This is a genomic window from Pedobacter sp. MC2016-14 (assembly GCF_020991475.1).
GTDB lineage: Bacteria > Bacteroidota > Bacteroidia > Sphingobacteriales > Sphingobacteriaceae > Pedobacter.
Window position 1 is genome coordinate 579,519 of the sequence record NZ_JAJMPA010000003.1, and the last position, 17,993, is coordinate 597,511.

General features: G+C 38.8%; 18 protein-coding genes. 11 read left to right on the forward strand and 7 right to left on the reverse strand.

The genetic code is table 11. From position 1 onward, the window contains the following. Positions 1-37: 37 nt before the first annotated feature. From LPB86_RS17895 to LPB86_RS17905, 3 genes are all read right to left on the reverse strand, one after another. A complete protein-coding gene (locus LPB86_RS17895; RefSeq protein ID WP_230692776.1) occupies positions 38-1,222 on the reverse strand; it encodes a FecR family protein in 1,185 nt (394 codons plus the stop codon). A 98-nt stretch (positions 1,223-1,320) separates the two neighbouring features. Continuing rightward, positions 1,321-1,923 (reverse strand): RNA polymerase sigma factor, encoded by a 603-nt coding sequence (locus tag LPB86_RS17900; RefSeq protein ID WP_230692777.1) that lies wholly within the window; start codon positions 1,921-1,923, stop codon positions 1,321-1,323. A gap of 431 nt (positions 1,924-2,354) precedes the next feature. Further along, positions 2,355-2,753, reverse strand: a complete 399-nt coding sequence (locus LPB86_RS17905) for a hypothetical protein (protein ID WP_230692778.1) — start codon at positions 2,751-2,753, stop codon at positions 2,355-2,357. A gap of 284 nt (positions 2,754-3,037) precedes the next feature. Here LPB86_RS17905 and LPB86_RS17910 point away from each other — a divergent pair, with 284 nt between their 5' ends. Next, the gene (locus LPB86_RS17910; protein WP_230692779.1) at positions 3,038-3,259 is read left to right on the forward strand and encodes an NTF2 fold immunity protein; all 222 of its coding nucleotides are present in this window, start codon (positions 3,038-3,040) and stop codon (positions 3,257-3,259) included. A 112-nt stretch (positions 3,260-3,371) separates the two neighbouring features. On the opposite strand, the gene LPB86_RS17915 is transcribed toward LPB86_RS17910, so the two are convergent. Beyond that, on the reverse strand, positions 3,372-3,593 hold the full coding sequence (locus tag LPB86_RS17915) for a hypothetical protein (protein ID WP_230692780.1): 222 nt from the start codon (positions 3,591-3,593) through the stop codon (positions 3,372-3,374). A gap of 45 nt (positions 3,594-3,638) precedes the next feature. Here LPB86_RS17915 and LPB86_RS17920 point away from each other — a divergent pair, with 45 nt between their 5' ends. Further along, on the forward strand, positions 3,639-3,821 hold the full coding sequence (locus LPB86_RS17920) for a JAB domain-containing protein (protein ID WP_230692781.1): 183 nt from the start codon (positions 3,639-3,641) through the stop codon (positions 3,819-3,821). A gap of 587 nt (positions 3,822-4,408) precedes the next feature. On the opposite strand, the gene LPB86_RS17925 is transcribed toward LPB86_RS17920, so the two are convergent. Further along, the gene (locus LPB86_RS17925) at positions 4,409-5,101 is read right to left on the reverse strand and encodes a DUF4397 domain-containing protein (protein WP_230692782.1); all 693 of its coding nucleotides are present in this window, start codon (positions 5,099-5,101) and stop codon (positions 4,409-4,411) included. Positions 5,102-5,384: 283 nt separating this feature from the next. Between LPB86_RS17925 and LPB86_RS17930 the strand changes: the two genes are divergently transcribed. The 3 genes from LPB86_RS17930 (at position 5,385) to LPB86_RS17940 (ending at position 9,185) form a co-directional block, all read left to right on the forward strand. Further along, on the forward strand, positions 5,385-7,853 hold the full coding sequence (locus LPB86_RS17930; protein WP_230692783.1) for a M1 family aminopeptidase: 2,469 nt from the start codon (positions 5,385-5,387) through the stop codon (positions 7,851-7,853). Between the two features lie 66 nt (positions 7,854-7,919). Further along, complete coding sequence (locus tag LPB86_RS17935; protein WP_230692784.1) at positions 7,920-8,765, forward strand: S1 RNA-binding domain-containing protein; 846 nt, start codon at positions 7,920-7,922, stop codon at positions 8,763-8,765. A gap of 60 nt (positions 8,766-8,825) precedes the next feature. Next, entirely contained in the window at positions 8,826-9,185 is a 360-nt protein-coding gene (locus tag LPB86_RS17940; protein ID WP_230692785.1) for a YtxH domain-containing protein, read from the forward strand. A gap of 55 nt (positions 9,186-9,240) precedes the next feature. Here the strand turns inward: LPB86_RS17940 and LPB86_RS17945 are convergent, their stop codons facing one another. Further along, complete coding sequence (locus tag LPB86_RS17945; protein WP_230692786.1) at positions 9,241-10,011, reverse strand: queuosine precursor transporter; 771 nt, start codon at positions 10,009-10,011, stop codon at positions 9,241-9,243. A gap of 47 nt (positions 10,012-10,058) precedes the next feature. Here LPB86_RS17945 and LPB86_RS17950 point away from each other — a divergent pair, with 47 nt between their 5' ends. Genes LPB86_RS17950 through LPB86_RS17975 form a run of 6 tightly spaced genes read left to right on the forward strand, consistent with a single transcriptional unit; the run spans position 10,059 to position 17,175 of the window. Next, a complete protein-coding gene (locus LPB86_RS17950) occupies positions 10,059-11,204 on the forward strand; it encodes a methionine aminotransferase (protein ID WP_230692787.1) in 1,146 nt (381 codons plus the stop codon). A 21-nt stretch (positions 11,205-11,225) separates the two neighbouring features. Next, positions 11,226-12,029, forward strand: a complete 804-nt coding sequence (locus LPB86_RS17955) for a nitrilase family protein (protein ID WP_230692788.1) — start codon at positions 11,226-11,228, stop codon at positions 12,027-12,029. A gap of 33 nt (positions 12,030-12,062) precedes the next feature. Beyond that, complete coding sequence (gene lepA / locus LPB86_RS17960) at positions 12,063-13,850, forward strand: translation elongation factor 4 (protein ID WP_230692789.1); 1,788 nt, start codon at positions 12,063-12,065, stop codon at positions 13,848-13,850. 53 nt (positions 13,851-13,903) lie between these two features. Then, positions 13,904-14,785, forward strand: a complete 882-nt coding sequence (locus LPB86_RS17965; RefSeq protein WP_230692790.1) for a bifunctional 5,10-methylenetetrahydrofolate dehydrogenase/5,10-methenyltetrahydrofolate cyclohydrolase — start codon at positions 13,904-13,906, stop codon at positions 14,783-14,785. 44 nt (positions 14,786-14,829) lie between these two features. After that, on the forward strand, positions 14,830-15,453 hold the full coding sequence (locus LPB86_RS17970) for a 7-carboxy-7-deazaguanine synthase QueE (RefSeq protein WP_230692791.1): 624 nt from the start codon (positions 14,830-14,832) through the stop codon (positions 15,451-15,453). A 48-nt stretch (positions 15,454-15,501) separates the two neighbouring features. Then, a complete protein-coding gene (locus LPB86_RS17975) occupies positions 15,502-17,175 on the forward strand; it encodes an OmpA family protein (RefSeq protein ID WP_230692792.1) in 1,674 nt (557 codons plus the stop codon). Positions 17,176-17,177: 2 nt separating this feature from the next. Here the strand turns inward: LPB86_RS17975 and kdsA are convergent, their stop codons facing one another. Continuing rightward, a complete protein-coding gene (kdsA, locus tag LPB86_RS17980; protein ID WP_230692793.1) occupies positions 17,178-17,993 on the reverse strand; it encodes a 3-deoxy-8-phosphooctulonate synthase in 816 nt (271 codons plus the stop codon).

Below are 17,993 nucleotides of genomic sequence, written 5' to 3' on the forward strand. Positions count from 1 at the left end.
CATCTGCGGTTTTTTTAGGAAGTGCCATTGGTTTGGTCTAGGTTTTTATCATAATTCTCCTTCCATTAATTTCAAATTTAACGTGTATTTGTTCTTCAAGCGCTTGTAGAATGGCTGATAGGCTGGTGTTTCGTGGAATCTCGCCTGAAAGGTTTTTATGGGCACTAAGGGCTTCCATATTTATAAATTCGATATCGTACCAACGCTCCAATTGTCTTAAGATATCATGAAGATCCTGGTCATTGAGCACCAGCAGATCATCTTTCCAGGCAATATAATCCTGGGTATTTACTTTTTTAACTTCAAATCCGCTGTGATTAAGGATGGCCTGATCTCCAGGATTAATTACCTTGTTCAAACCGCTTACTGAGCTGATCGCTACCCTGCCGTTAACAAGCGTTGTGGTTATCCGGTTAATGGTGTAAGTATTGACATTAAATGCAGTACCAAGCACTGTGATACGTTGCTGCGCCGTTTTTACAACAAATGGATGTTGTTTGTCATGCGTAACCTCAAAATAAACTTCACCCGTAACTTCAACAACTCTTTCCTTACCTTCAAAGCTACTTGGGTAACTTAGTGAACTGGCTGCATTTAACCAAACTTTAGTCCCATCAGAAAGCTTAAGTTTATACTTGCCCGCCCTTGGAACAGACAGGGTAAGATTTTGTAAATGAGCATGATTGACAAGTACGCCACCATTTTCATAGCGAATTGAATTGCCTGTAACATCAATACCCTCTTTGGTCTCATTCAATTTTATTTTCTCGCCGTTAGCTAGAGTAAGGGTTGCTCTATTTGTGCCTGGTGCAATATCGTTGCTTGCTGATTCAGATAATGTAACATTAGTAGATTTTTTGTGATCTGTTAGAGTGTAAATCAGTAAGCCCAAAGAAAAAATAACGATAACCGCAGCGGCTACATAACGCAAATAAGGGTACAACTTAAAAGTTTTTATCTTTTGTTCTTCTGCAATGCGCTGGTTTACCTTAAGTTCTAATCCAGCAAATGCAGTATCAATATCCCATTCATCTATATCTTCCGTTTCGTTATAGCTGGCCATAGTTTCTTTTACACTGTTTCTTAGCTGAAACTCTAGCGCTGGATTGTCAATATGCTTTTCAAGCTCTTCAGCTTCCTCAGCAGTAAGGCTGTCTTGCAGATATTTTTCAAAAAGCAGTTGCAGTCTGTTAGTTTCCCCTGATTGTTTAAATGCATTCATATTAACCCTATACGTTCAAACAAAAAAAAGCAATGACTGTAAATTAAAAATAATTACAACATACTGTTTACCAATAAAATATATTTTATAAGTTGGTATTATGAAGCAAGAAAGATGTAACTTATAGAGAGGCCAATGATTAAACCTTCATTCTCTTTAAGATAGTTACGCAATAGCCTATTGGTTTTAGTGATGTGCGAATTGACTGTTGCTGTAGATATAGATAGCAGCTGGCTAACTTCATCATAGCTTCTACCCTCAATCTTACAAAGCGTAAATACTTTTCTGGATTGTTCAGGAACCTGCGCGATAAGTTTATCTAACAGTTCACGGTTTTCCTTCCTGTAAAGTGTTTCTTCAATATGGCTGTATGCCTCCGTTGATTGCTCCGTTTTATAGGCTTTTAAAAAGTTTTTTTCACGATTTGCCTTACGGATGGCGTCAATGACCAGATTTTCTCCAATATGAAACAGGTAGGCTTTAATGGGCAGGTTTGGGTCTATTTTTTTCCTGTTCAGCCATAATCTAACAAAGAGCTCTTGCAGTACCTCTTCCGTATCTTGAGTTGATTTTAGAATATACAAAATCCGTTTAGCCAGTACCCTTTTGTAAGTTGCCATTAAAGTATTGAAAGCAGATTGATCTCCTTTCTGCAGCTTTAATAATAACCTGTACTCTTCTGTCTCTAAAGGGGCTTGCATATTAAACGATTGACAAAAGCTAATATAAAAGTAATTTGAAGAAAAAAGAATAAAAAAACTGTATCAAATTAGATGGTGCAGCCCTGGATGATGAAGTAGGTTTGCTCATCTTGCAATAAAATATTAATCCATGTTACAAAGCTGCGTCCGGCATGCGTATATACCATCAAGCAATCACGTTCGAGTCACGTACAGGATTGAAAGGCATTTAGGTTACTCAACCCTTACGCAACCTCGAAGTTGATTCAAGCCAACCCTTAAGTTGGTATATACGCATGCCGGACGCATGTAAGAAACAGAAGCCATTCTAGCATTTTAAGTGCATTTTTTGATGCTCGTGTTTCAAGATTTCCCAGTTTTTTGTATGATAAAAAAAGGCTATATCAAATTTCGATATAGCCTCCTTCAATCTAACTACAATTTAACAACCTTTATACTTTTTGAGCATCTCCTTTTTTATTTTTCCGGCCATGCTCTTTCATTGATTTCATTTTCTCGGTTTTCCATTCCTGATAAGCTTTACGCTGTGTATCATTCAAAACAGCTGAAATCTGTTGATCTCTCTTTTCAAACTCAGCTTTCATTGCTGTACGATCAGGCTTCTGTCCTTTAACATGTTTTTTCTGTACCTCATTTATCCCGTTGAGACTGATGGTGTAAATTTTCGCCTTTTGATCTGCTGTTAAAGCAAGCTTTTTTTCAAGGGCAGCAGTAAGTTTCTGCGCTTTTTCTTCAGGTGTTTTGTGGTGTTTTTTGGCCACATCTTTTTGTGCAAATGCCATTGTACCCATGCTGATGAATAAAATAGCGGTGATCATTAATTTTTTCATGTTTCTATTTGTTGTTTGTTAAATAGAGCATGATTCAGCATAATAGTTTAAAGCCGGATATGTTAATTAGTGTTAATTTCTATCTTAGCGTGCATTTCAATCATCAATCTATTACGCGCATGAACTATAAACCATTATGGGCATTACCAATATTGATAATAGCAACAGTTGGAATAGCCAATCTTTATAATGGTAATTACACGACAGGCAATCACTACACAGCCGATGATCTTAAATCGATACTTCAGGATACTCTGTCTCACAATGTTACTAAGGAGTGGGTTATGATAAAGAATGACGCTACGGCTGTAAAAGTGGTCGAGCCTATACTGTTTGATATCTATGGCAGAGATCATATAATTGACGAGCGTCCTTATGAAGTTCAAATGATTGGCAACTACTATATCATAGATGGCACATTAACTAGCGAATCAGATGGTGGTACATTCCATATTGTGATTGATAAGAGAAATTCCCGAATTGTAAAACTTACACATGGTAAATAGATGCTAACCAGTAAATAAATTGTACATACTGGTTTTCACGCAAAAAGAGGATATTAAAGATACACTCTACTTGTCGATGGTGCAGACTACGGTTATTTTTAATCAGTGACAATTAAGGAATGGTTACAAATCCAGCAGTCCAATTGTCTTGATCGATAGTATATCTATCGATCAAGAATCCATCTATATGATCTCTAAAACCTTCTAAAAGCTGAGAACGATGCTTGGCCTCTTCAGCTTTTTCCGCCGAACTATACAAACCAATAAGCTTACTGTCTTCGCCACCTTCCAAATTCTCATCGATATGTGTGTGCCATAATAAAAAAACTTCCATACTTCGAAATTAGTCAATATCCAGAACTTCTACATACGCCCTTAGATGATATTTGTGACAGCATTGAAAGCCGGAGCCAGTCAGATAATTCTAGCCCATAATCATCCAAGCGGAGAACCAAAACCAAGTGAAAATGACCGACAATTAAAACATGTGGGCAAGCTACTTGACATAGCAGTACTGGATCATTTGATTATTAGCAGTAATACCTTTTATAGTTTCCGCTGATAGAGGGATGCTTTAATAAAGTTAAATGGATACGAAATATAAAAACACTGGGACAAGAGCAGGGACGAAAGCTAGATCACCCTCACTGAATCCAGTTTAAATGCATATATTAACTCCCGACAAACTATAAAAAAACTAACAGATTATTAACACATCTCTTCTTGGATTTATCCATAACATACTGAAAAAAAGCTTATAAAAAAAGAAAGGGCTGTCGCATCCACGAAGCATCCCTATTCTAACCAAATATAAACCTGTATGAACGGGCTTTTCCTTTAAATTTTCAGTGCTGCAGTCCTTAAAGAACTACCGGTTACCATCTGAAAACGTTTATGTCAATTTTACGATGATCTGCTAATTACCTGCTGATCTCTGATACAAATATACAAACATTCCGTTAGTGTACAATATACACTAACAAATAATATTTAAAAAACCCATCACAAAAAGTTGTAAGACAGAAAAAACAGGGCTTAAGGGATTAATAAAGCTGATTTATTGAACAAATAATATTTCGAATTTTTAATAAAAAAAGTCAGCTTTGTACAAAAGCTGACTTGAATTAAGTTGATAAGAACTTTGATGAGTTAATTTTGTGTGAATTGATTTACCCGAATGGTACTGCTGGTTGAACCTGTGATGTACACGGTATAAATTTTTCCGGCAGCAAAAGTAGAAAGGTTAAAGTTTCCAAGGCTTGCAGATTGCCCTACCTGGAAGACAAAAAGAGAAGAAAGTCCAGCATCTACATCTACGTAAGTACTCGCGTTGTCGCGCTTTAAGCCTGCAACTACGCTTGTTGTAGCATTAAGACTCGTCCTAACATCAATAAACTCAGGAGCAGCATCACTCAAATGAATAAACCTAAGTCTCGCTTTCCCTGAAGCTGGCGCGGCATTATTGTCCTCATAAACTTTAACTCTCGCCTGCTGGCCATCTCCCGCCAAAAATATACTGTAAGACAAGGTATTAGTAATATCAAACTTTCCACTCGCATAAGCAGCCGATGAGCCTTCATTTCTAAATTCTGTTACAAGGTTATTTCCGGAATTAACAGCCATATAATTGGTATTGTCTCCGTAACGCAGGCCTCCTTGAACGACAGCCGAGTTAGCCAGGTAAAAACTTTGCGCACTGGATGATGCAGAAGCATTAATTACCCTGATGTTTGCCGATCCGGATTCATCAACATCATTCTTTTTACAAGAACTCATAGAGAATGCGATCCCTAAAATTGCGGTAACAGCGAATAGTTTTTTAAAAACTGAATTGTTTTTCATTTTGTATAACATTTAAATAAAACATATTTTACATAATGCAGGTAGATGCATTATTTCTCCCTGCAGGTTCAAAAACCAAACCCCATTCTAAAAATGTTTGCATCTTATCTTTAAATAATGGGTTAGCACATATGATAATCAACACCTTACATAACCAGAAAGTTACATAACCTTCATTTATCCAATCAACTGTTTACTGTCCCTTAATTTGTACAATTAATTAAATAACGGAAATAAACATCACTGATAATTTGAGTACATTCGCTTTTATTATTGATATAAAATGAACAAGAACCTAAAAAAGACGGCCTGGTGTGCCTGTTTTGCATTGGCACTCCTGGGGTCTGATGTTAGCGCACAGACAGAAAAGTCATCTGCAGCGTACCGCGCTACAGCAACTAAAGTAAATGCGCTGGTGCATACCCGGCTGGATGTTAAGTTTGACTATGCTAAAAGATATCTTTATGGCAAAGAATGGGTAACATTAAAACCCTACGCATACGCAACGGATTCACTAACGCTGGACGCCAAAGGCATGGACATTAAAACTGTAGCGCTGGTAAATGGAACAGCATTACAAAACCTAAAGTATAAATACGATGGCCTTCAAGTAAAAATACAACTCGGAAAAAAGTTTCTTCCTGGACAAGCGTATACCATTTACATTGATTACACCTCAAAACCAGATGAACTGGAAGCGAAAGGAAGTGCCGCAATAACTGGTGCAAAAGGGCTTTATTTCATCAATCCAGACAGTACAACTAAAGGAAAACCGGTTCAAATCTGGACGCAGGGAGAAACAGAATCTTCCTCTACCTGGTTTCCAACTATAGATAAACCGAACCAAAAGACGACTTCGGAAATCAGCATGACGGTTCCCTCTAAATACGTTACCCTATCTAACGGAAAATTATTTAAGCAGGTTAAAAATACCAATAGTACCCGTACAGATACCTGGAAAATGGAACTTCCACATGCGCCATACTTATTCATGATGGCCGTGGGAAATTTTAAGATTTATCGCGATAAGTATAAGGAAAAAGAAGTGAATTATTACCTGGAACCAGCATATGCGCCTTATGCAAAGCAGATTTTTGGTACAACACCAGAGATGATTACTTTTTACAGTAAGATTTTAGGTGTTGACTATCCCTGGAATAAATACAGTCAGATAGTGGCACGTGATTACGTTAGCGGTGCTATGGAAAATACTACAGCGACGTTACATGGCGAATATGTACAGCGTACCGCACGTGAAATGCTGGATGAGAACTTTAGTCAAGCTGAAAGTACCATTGCACACGAACTTTTTCACCAGTGGTTTGGAGATTATGTAACTGCTGAAAGCTGGAGCAACCTTACCGTAAACGAATCTTTTGCCAATTACAGTGAAGTGCTATGGGCAGCGCATAAATATGGTCAGGATGAAGCCGATGCCCATAATTATCATGATATGGATAATTACCTGGGATCTAACAAAGATGCGTTAAAAAACCTGGTACGTTTTCATTATAGTGACAAGGAAGATATGTTTGACCTGGTTTCTTACCAGAAAGGTGGCCGTATCTTAAACATGATGCGTAATTTTCTTGGTGACGAAGTGTTCTTTAAAGGTTTAAACCTATACCTAAAGCAAAATGCTTTTAAAACCGGTGAGGCACACCAATTGCGCCTGGCTATGGAAGAAGCGAGCGGAAAAGACATGAGCTGGTTCTTTAACCAATGGTATTTCAATTCCGGACACCCTATTGTAACCATTGAATACGCATGGGATGAAGCGAACAAAACACAAAAGGTGATTTTAAAGCAAACGCAAGCTGGTAAGTTATTTATTTTGCCGATGGCGGTGGATGTTTACCTCGGTAAAAACAAGCAACGCTACCAAATTACTTTAACAGATTCTGTACAGACTTTCTCATTTTTAAGTCCTTCTAAACCATCTTTGGTGAACGTGGATGCTGATAAAGTAATCCTTTGGGAAAAAACCGACGCCAAACCTTTAAGCGAGTATGTGCAGCAGTATGCAAATGCGCCTTTATACCTGGATCGTTTGGAAGCCATACAGCAGGGAGCAAAAAACAAAAAAACACCGGAAGGATTAAATTTATTGATAGCGGCATTAAATGATAAATTTTATGGATTGCGAGCTGCTGCACTGGATTCGTTAGACCTTAGCGATACACAAACCGCTGCGCTGGCCATGCCAATTATTCAAAAAATGGCGGCAACAGACCCAAATACTACTGTACAGGCAACAGCCATCAATGTAATTGCGGGAAATAAGAATGAAGCCGATCTTCCTTTATTTAGAAAAGCTTTAACCAGTAAATCCTATGCTGTTCAGGGTGCTGGCCTTCAAGCTTTGGCTTTACTAAAACCAGAGGAAGCTTTACTTGCAGCTAAAGATCTGGAAAAAGACAATCGCAAAGCTTTAACGGAAGCCATTTTAATGATTTACGCCAGATTTGGAACGGAACAAAATCTTCCTTTCATCGCGAATAAATTTGCTGGAATGGGTGCTCAGGAAAAAGTAAGCCTCCTACCTGCCTACCTTGGCATGGCGGCTAAAGCAAACAGCACCCCTGAGTTGCAAAAAGCCATAGAAGAAGCTAAAACACTTGGACTTAAATATAAGCAATACGGAATAGACAAGTATGTAATTAATTTACTTACACAATTGAAACAACAATCTGCAGCTGGAAAAACCAATGCCGCTGCTATAGATGCAGCAATTGCCGAAATTAACAAGTAAACTAAAAGCATAACCTTTAAAGCTGCCACCCAAAATGGCAGCTTTTTTTTTTGCTATCTTTGCAGCATGATATCTATTGGAGAATACAACGACCTCAGAATTATAAACAAGACAGATAACGGACTGATTTTAACAGATGGAGATAAAGAAGCCCTCCTGCCCTATACTTTGGTACCAGCCAATACAGAAATAGGTGCAAACATCAGTGTATTTGTGTACACGCATAAAGACGGCAGCTTATTGGCTACTACTAAAAGACCACTGGCCTGTGTGGGAGATTTTGCTTTCTTAACCGTAGTGGACGAAACTGAAGATGGTGTATTTATGGACCTGGGTATCGATAAGGATGTTTATGTTCCGCAAAGAGAACAGAAAAGACCAATGTCTAAAGGCGACAGCCATGTAGTATATGTTTTTTTAGATGACAGTAACGACCGCATGGTAGCTTCTTCCAGGCTAACCAACTTTGTTGAGGAAGAAGACATTGACCTTGAAGAAGGTGATGAGGTAAGTTTATTGATTGTAGACCGCTCTGATTTGGGCTTCAATGCCATTATTGACAACAAATACATTGGACTTTTGTACACCAATGAATTGTTTGACGAACTGCATCCCGGAGAGATTAGAAAAGGATGGATTAAAAAAATAAGGGTTGAAGGCAAAATTGACCTTAGCTTGCAACCGATGGGCTATAGCCATATATTAGACTCTAAGGACATTATTTACCAGGAACTAAAAGATAGTAAAGGTATAATTGCTTTGGGTGATAAAAGCACTCCGGAGGATATTTACCATAGATTTAAAATCAGCAAAAGTGCCTTTAAAAAAACGATTGGTGCTTTATATAAGGAAAGAAAAATTACCGTTTCTGATCATGAGATCAGGATTGTTATTGACCACGAAGCTGAATAATTGCATTTTTTCAAAACAGTATGACCTGATTAGTGTTACTAAATAAAAAAACACATCATCATGGATTATAAAAAAGTATTATCAAACTGCGTAACAAGAGATTCGGATTCTTCTAAAGCTGTGGTAGCATTGTTGGCCGGCCTTGCTGTAGGTGCTGTTTTAGGCGTATTGTTTGCCCCTAAAAGCGGCGAAGAAACCAGAAGTTTAATCACAGATAAAGCTACCGATTTGAAGGATAGCCTAAAAGATAAATATCAAAATACAAAAGATCAGGTTCTTGCTAAAACAGATGAACTGGTAGATCAGGTAAAATCTAAGGCAAGCGATTTGAAAGACGGCTTTAATAATTACAAAGAGGAAGCCATTAATGCTGTAAAAGGTGCATCAGATGATGCAAATGATGCGGTACAGAATGCTTAACCAGTAATTTTTGAAAATAAAAAAAGGGAAGATTTCTAGAAAATCTTCCCTTTTTTTATTCCCTCGTAGCCATCTCAGTGAGTTTTTTCGATAGGTCATTTCCTAAGTAACGATCAATGACACCGTGAATCAGGTAGAGAATAGGCGTCATCAACACGGCGACTACAAATTTATAGGTATAATTTACCAAACCTATTGCCGCAACCATTTTCCAGCTGTAATTGTATTGCGGGTTGATGTAAAAAGCAATAAATATAACCACAAAACTGTCAATGAACTGAGAGACCAGCGTGGATCCGGTGGCTCTTAGCCATAATCTTTTTTCGCCCGTCATTTTCTTAATCCAGTGAAAAATAAAAACGTCGGTAAACTGTCCGATGATAAACGCGGCAATTGAGCCCGCTATTATCCACAAGCCCTGTCCAAAAATGCCGGAAAAAGCATTGTTCATATTGATCGGCGCACCGTTTATAATTTGATTGACCCAAAAGCCTGCGGGAGTTAGCCCCATTGCCCCCCAAATAACCAGAAAAGAATAGGCAATTAAAATGGACGTTAAAACGGATAAAAACCTAACCTGCTTTACGCCAAAATATTCGTTAATAATATCAGTCATGATGAAAATTAATGGCCAGGTTAATACACCTGCCGACATCACAAAAGATAAATGAGGTACGCCAAAAAGGTTAATGTCAAATTCTTTAAAGCCCAATGTACCTTCCACCGAAAATAGCTTTACCCCCATAAACTCAGAAAGGACAGCATTTGAAACAAAAAATGCAGCCAGCACCAATAACAATCTGCTTTCTTTAGTCTTTAATGTCATAAATAGAATGATTATTTTAAACCAAATATATGTAATTTAGCCATTACATGATATCTAACAGATCCAAACTACCAGGTACAGGCACTACAATTTTTTCTGTGATGTCTAAACTCGCTGAAGAACATAAAGCTATTAATCTTTCTCAGGGTTTCCCTGATTACGATTGCGACCCTAAATTAATTGATTTTGTAGCACAGGCATTAAAAGACGGGTACAACCAATATGCGCCAATGGCGGGAATGCCGGCATTACGAGAATTGATTGCCGATAAGGTAACATCATTATATCAAACCGATTATAACCCTGATACAGAAGTTACCATAACTGCTGGCGGAACCCAGGCTATTTTTACAGCATTAACTGCTACTATACAAGCTGGGGACGAAGTGATTATTTTTGAACCTGCTTACGACAGTTACGCGCCGACAATAAAAATGTTGGGCGGGCTCGTAAAATCTTACGAGATGTCGCCCCCTAATTATGAGATTGATTGGGATATGGTTAAAAAGCTATTCAGTTCAAGCACTAAAATGATCATTTTGAACAGCCCGCAAAATCCTACAGGTCATATCTTAGCAGAAAAAGACATAGAGGCCTTAATCAAATTGGTAAAGGGTACTGATGTACTGATTTTAAGTGATGAAGTTTATGAACACCTGGTATATGATGGTAAAAAACATTTGAGTATGGCTTCCTATCCCGAACTAAAAGAACGCAGCTTTATCGCCGCTTCATTTGGAAAACTACTTCATGCTACAGGATGGAAAGTTGGATACTGCCTTGCTCCTGCAGGTTTAATGCAGGAATTTAGAAAGATCCACCAGTTTAACGTTTTTAGTGTAAACACCCCTATGCAGGTTGCTATTACCAATTACCTTAAAGATTCCTCGGTTTATTTAGGTCTGCCGGATTTCTTTCAGCAAAAGAGAGACTTTTTCAGGAACCTGCTCAGGGAAACCAAATTTGACCTGTTACCCTGTAACGGATCTTATTTTCAATGCGTTACTTATGATAGAATTAGCGAAGAGAGTGATACGGACTTGGCCATGCGTTTAATCACCGAAACGCGTGTTGCCAGTATTCCGGTATCAGCTTTTTATACGCGAAATACAGACCACCGTGTCTTGCGCTTTTGTTTTGCCAAGAAACAAGAAACCCTTGAAATCGCCGTTCAAAGATTAATGAAACTTTAATCCATACGTAAACAAGATAATATGGAAAGTACAAATTATTTAAACATCAGTAACCTAAAAATAACGGTCTTCCAGGCTTACTTGTTTTGGGAAAACGTGGATAAAAACCTCCAAAACCTGTCTTTACGCCTGTCAATGGGTGTAAAAGAAAAGACAGATTTAATTGTTTTACCAGAAATGTTCAATACTGGGTTTAGCATGAATACTGCAGCCCTTGCTGAAGATATGAATGGCAAAACGCTAAAATGGATGCAGGAGGTGGCCCAAAAATATGCCTGTGTAGTAACAGGAAGTTTAATGATCAAAGAAAATGGGGAATTTTATAACCGTCTGGTTTGGATGCTTCCCGATGGTACTTCAAGTCATTATGACAAAAGACACCTCTTTAGCATGGGATCTGAAGACAAGAATTATGCGCCAGGAACAGAACAGGTAATTGTGGAACTTAACGGATGGAAAATAAGGCTTGCCATTTGTTACGATCTGCGTTTTCCGGTTTGGTTACGCAATAAAAACATGGAGTACGATCTGCTATTGGTTATAGCCAGCTGGCCGGATAAAAGAACTGCGCATTGGAAAGCATTAATCCCTGCCCGGGCTATAGAGAACCAAAGTTATGTAATTGGCGTTAACCGGGTTGGACATGATGGTAATGAAGTTTACCATAGTGGTCATTCTATGTGTATTGACCCAAATGGAAATACGGTTTATTATAAACCAGAGGATGAAGACCTTTATACTTTTAGTATTAATTACGCAGAACTGGTAAAGAACAGAAGAAGCTTCCCATTTTTGAGAGATGCCGATGATTTTACGATCTTATAAAATATACTTTCAAAATAGTATCTTTGCGCAAAGATGAAGCACATACGTAATTTTTGCATAATTGCACATATTGATCACGGGAAGAGTACATTGGCTGACCGTTTATTAGAATATACTAAAACCATTAGTCAGCGTGAGGCTCAGGCCCAACTCCTGGACAACATGGATTTGGAACGTGAACGTGGTATCACGATAAAAAGCCATGCCATACAAATGAACTATAAGGTTGGGGATATTGAATACAATTTCAACCTGATTGATACGCCAGGACACGTAGATTTCTCATATGAGGTTTCCCGTTCCATTGCAGCTTGTGAAGGTGCTTTATTGATTGTAGATGCCTCTCAGGGTATCCAGGCGCAGACCATTTCAAACCTTTACCTGGCACTTGAACATGATCTGGAAATTATTCCCATCTTAAATAAGATGGATTTACCCGGGGCTATGCCAGAAGAGGTAAAAGACCAAATTATTGATTTAATTGGCTGTAAACGCGAAGATATTATTCCTGCATCCGGTAAAACCGGAATGGGGATTCCTGATATCATTCAGGCTATTGTAGACCGTGTTCCCGCTCCTGTCGGTGATCCGGATGCTCCCCTGCAAGCTTTAATCTTTGACTCTGTTTTTAATCCCTTCAGGGGAATTATTGCTTACTATAAAGTAGTAAACGGCGAAATTAAAAAAGGTGATAAAGTTAAATTCATCAATACAGGTAAACAATATCTAGCAGACGAGGTTGGAATTTTAAAGCTGGATATGGCGCCACGTACTGTGGTTAAAACCGGCGACGTGGGATACATCATTTCCGGTATTAAGGAAGCACGTGAAGTAAAAGTTGGTGACACAATTACAACTGTTGATAGACCCTCTCCAGATTCCATTCAAGGTTTTGAAGAAGTAAAACCAATGGTTTTTGCCGGCATCTATCCTGTAGATACAGACGAATTTGAAGAGCTGCGAGAAGCCATGCATAAACTTCAGCTCAATGATGCTTCGATAGTTTTTGAACCGGAAAGTTCTGCTGCACTAGGCTTCGGTTTCCGTTGCGGATTCCTGGGCATGCTGCACATGGAAATTATTCAGGAGCGTTTGGAGCGTGAATTTGACATGACTGTTATTACAACAGTGCCCAACGTATCTTACATTGCCAAAACCACTAGAGGCGAAGAAGTTATTGTAAATAACCCATCTGATTTACCAGACCCCAGCAAGCTTGACTCTGTTGAGGAGCCTTTTATTAAAGCAAACATCATTACTAAAGCCGATTTTGTGGGGCCTGTAATGTCTTTATGTATACAAAAACGCGGAATCATTGTGAACCAGTCATACTTGACTTCAGACCGGGTTGAACTCGTTTTTGAAATGCCCATGGGTGAGATTGTTTTTGACTTCTACGATAAGCTTAAAACGATTTCAAAAGGTTATGCGTCATTTGACTACCATCAGGTTGGTTACAGAAAATCTGATTTGGTAAGACTGGATATGCTGTTGAATGAAGAGCCTGTTGATGCTTTATCTTCACTGATCCATCGCAGCAATGCCTATGATTTTGGAAAGAAAATATGCGAGAAACTAAGAGAATTGATTCCCCGCCAGCAGTTTGAAATTAAAATCCAGGCTTCTATTGGGGCTAAGGTAATTGCCCGCGAAACGCTGAGCGCTTTGCGAAAAGACGTTACCGCTAAATGTTATGGTGGTGATATTTCCCGTAAACGCAAATTGCTGGAAAAACAAAAACAAGGAAAGAAAAGAATGCGCCAGGTAGGTAATGTGGAAATTCCACAAACTGCATTTATGGCTGTATTGAAATTGGATTAAGTAGTTGAACACTACTACTTAGCGCTTACTATTTAACACTTACTACTTTGAAAATGCAGTTATTAGACGGAAAATTTGCATCAGAAAAAATAAAACTTGAAATAGCAGCGGAAGCGGCAGAATTTTTAACATCCACTGGCAGAAAACCACATCTGGTGGCGATTTTGGTTGGTAATGATGGCGGTAGTGAAACCTATGTAGCCAGTAAGATGAAAAATTGCGAGAAGGTTGGCTTTCAATCGTCTTTAATTAGATACGACAACAGTGTTACTGAAGAGGAACTGCTGGCGAAGGTTCGTGAAATTAACAACGATGAAGGTGTTGACGGTTTAATTGTACAATTGCCCCTACCTAAACACATAGATCCGGAGAAGGTTACCGAAACCATTGATTACAGAAAAGACGTTGATGGCTTTCACCCGGTAAATCTTGGTAGAATGATGCGCAACCTGCCTTGTTTTATTCCTGCCACCCCTTACGGAATTTTACTGATGTTACAAGCGTACCAAATTGATACCGTTGGTAAACATTGTGTAGTTGTAGGCCGGAGCAATATAGTTGGCAGTCCGATGAGTATTTTAATGGCGCGTAATGCTAACCCTGGCAATTGCACCGTAACACTTACACACAGCAAAACTTCTAACTTAAAAGAATTGGTTTTACAGGGCGATATCATTGTAGCAGCTATTGGTAGAAAAAACTTTGTCACAGCAGATATGGTTAAACCTGGTGCCATAGTAATTGATGTGGGCATCAACAGAGAAACTTCTGAAACCACTAAATCTGGCTATAAGTTATTTGGAGATGTTGATTTTGAAAACGTTGCACCAATATCTTCATGGATTACACCCGTACCTGGTGGAGTGGGATTAATGACCATTGTAGGCCTGTTAAAAAACACATTGGCATCAGCTAAAAAGGAAATTTACAGCTAAACCACATTTCCGCTGAAGGAATTATTTACCTTTGCGGCCTTAACATGGCACATCAAATTCCAACAGACGGCACTTTACTTCCTTTAATGGAAGAGTTTTACACTATTCAGGGCGAAGGGTACAATACGGGTAAGGCCGCATATTTTATTCGCCTTGGTGGGTGTGATGTGGGCTGCCACTGGTGCGATGTGAAAGAAAGCTGGGATGCTGAATTACATCCTTTAACGCATGCAGATGCGATTGCAGAGAAGGCAGATTCTTTCCCTGGTAAAGCAGTAGTGATTACTGGCGGCGAGCCACTAATTTATAACCTGGATTACCTTACTTCCAAATTAAAAGAAAGAAACATCCTTACGTTTATTGAAACCTCCGGGGCTTATCCCCTTTCGGGACATTGGGACTGGATTTGCTTGTCACCTAAAAAGTTCAAAGCTCCGCGCCCGGACATTACGCCATTTGCTAATGAGCTTAAAGTGATTGTTTTTAACAAAAGTGATTTTGCATGGGCTGAGCAATATGCGGAAACCGTATCGCCTGATTGTAAACTCTATCTGCAGCCAGAATGGTCAAAATCTAAGGAAATTACACCTTTGATTATTGATTATGTAATGGCCAATCCTAAATGGGAAATTTCACTTCAGACCCATAAATATTTAAACATACCTTAATTCATTTTTATCTTCTTACATTTAATGTATCAATACATCTAAATTGTAATGAAGAAATATACCCTTACACTGCTCATCATATTCCTTACTCAGTTTGGATTTGCACAGACTGATGCAAGGGAGTATTTTAAAATCGGCAGGGCCTTCTCCAATAAAGGCGACTATCTAAACGCAAAAAAAAACTATCAGTTATTTATTGATACCTATAAAGGAACAGATCCCGTTTTAAAGCAATTGGCAGAAAAACACATTAGGGATTGTGATTTCTCGATACAGGCGATGAAATCTCCGGAACAATTTAAATTGCTGAATATGGGTCCTGGCATAAATTCAGGCTACAGGGATTACTTCCCAGCTATTACCGCTGATGGTGAGACCATCATCTTTAGCAGAAATGTTGGAGGAAATGAAGACTTTTATGTTTCTAAAAAAAAGAATAGCGAATGGCAAGCTGCCCTGCCTTTAAGTGACCAAATCAATACGAAAGCATATAACGAGGGTGCCCAATCTATTTCTCCGGATGGGATGTACTTATTTTTTACGGGCTGCAACAGACCTGATGGACTGGGAAGATGTGACATCTATGTTAGTCATAGAAATGGAAATGAATGGGGCAAACCATTTAACCTGGGTGCACCTTTAAATTCAGCCTACTGGGATTCTCAACCTGCTATAACACCAGACGGAAGTACTTTATATTTTGTAAGCAACCGGCCAGGAGGTCTCGGTGGATACGACATCTGGAAAAGCACACTCAATGATGAAGGAGAATGGGAGAAACCCATAAACCTGGGGCCAGAGATCAATACTGCTTATGACGAACACACGCCTTTTATTCATCCCGATGGAAAAACAATGTATTTCTCTTCAGATGGATGGCCCGGCTTTGGCAATAAAGATTTGTTTTACAGTCGACTGGACGAGCATAACAATTGGGCTAAACCAGTGAATTTGGGTTACCCGATCAATACATTTAATGAAGAAACTGGTTTAATCGTTACTCCAGATGGCACAGAGGGTTTGCTGAGTTCTAACATTGCAGGTGGTTTTGGCGACATGGATATTTATCGCTTTAAAATGCCCCAACATGCAAAACCACAACTAATTACTTATGTAAAAGGAATTGTTAAAGACAGGCAGACGAGCAGCTTACTGGAAGCCAGGATACAAGTAGTTGATTTGAAGAGTAAACATGCCGTATACAGCGACTATACATCTGAAAGTGGAGATTTTTTAGCGGTGATGCCAATTGGAAGCGATTATGCTTTTAATGTAAGTGCAGATGGCTATCTTTTCTATTCTCAAAACTTTGAATTAAACAAAGCTTATGTGAGCAAGCCATTTGTTATGGAAATTTTAATGGATAAAATTAGGATTGGTACAGATGTGACGTTGAGGAATATTTTTTTTGACACCAATAAGTATGAATTGCTGGAAAGCTCTGTAGTGGAACTAAATAACCTCGTTGATTTATTGGTTTTGAACAAAAACATTGCTATCGAAATACAAGGACATACAGATAATATTGGTAACAGCCTATTGAATGAAAAGCTATCGCTAAACAGGGCAAAGGCAGTATACGACTATCTTGTAGCGCATAAAATTAACCCAGTAAAGTTAAGTTACAAAGGCTTGGGTGCAAAAAATCCCCTGGTTACCAATGATACAGAGGAGGGCAGAAAGCAAAATAGAAGAACTTCGTTTATAATTACGAAGCTCTAGTCTTAAATAACCGCTTGTCTAATTCTGATGAGTTTAACCAGCATTTCTTCCAGTAAATCCAGGTGTAACATATTTGCACCATCAGATTTTGCTTCTGACGGATTGGGGTGTGTTTCAATAAATAAGCCGTCAGCACCAACTGCAATGGCAGCTTTCGCAATGGTTTCAATCAGTTCTGGCTTCCCTCCTGTTACACCACTACTTTGATTGGGTTGTTGCAGGGAATGTGTACAATCCATCACCACCGGCACACCAAAGTTTTGCATTTCGGGTAAACCCCGATAATCTACAATAAGGTCTTGGTAACCAAAGGTATTTCCACGGTCTGTTAAAATTACACGTTGGTTTCCTGCTTCAACCACCTTATCAACTGCAAACTTCATGGAACCGGCAGATAAAAACTGGCCTTTTTTTACATTAATTACTTTTCCGGTATGTGCGGCAGCAATTAATAAATCTGTTTGTCGGCATAAAAAAGCTGGAATTTGCAGCACATCTGCATACTCGGCAGCCATAGCAGCCTCCCCGCTTTCGTGGATGTCCGTGACTGTAGGCAAGCCGAAAGTACGACCTACCTTCTCTAAAATCTTTAGTGCTTTTTCATCACCTATGCCGGTAAAGGAATCACCTTTAGACCTGTTTGCCTTACGATATGAACCTTTAAATATATAGGGAATACCCAATTTATCCGTAATTGTAACTATACGATCAGCAATACGCATCGCAATTTCCTCGCCTTCAATAGCGCATGGACCAGCCATTAACAGAAAATTGTTTGTATGGGTATGCTTTAACTTATCTATTTTAAAATCAATCAT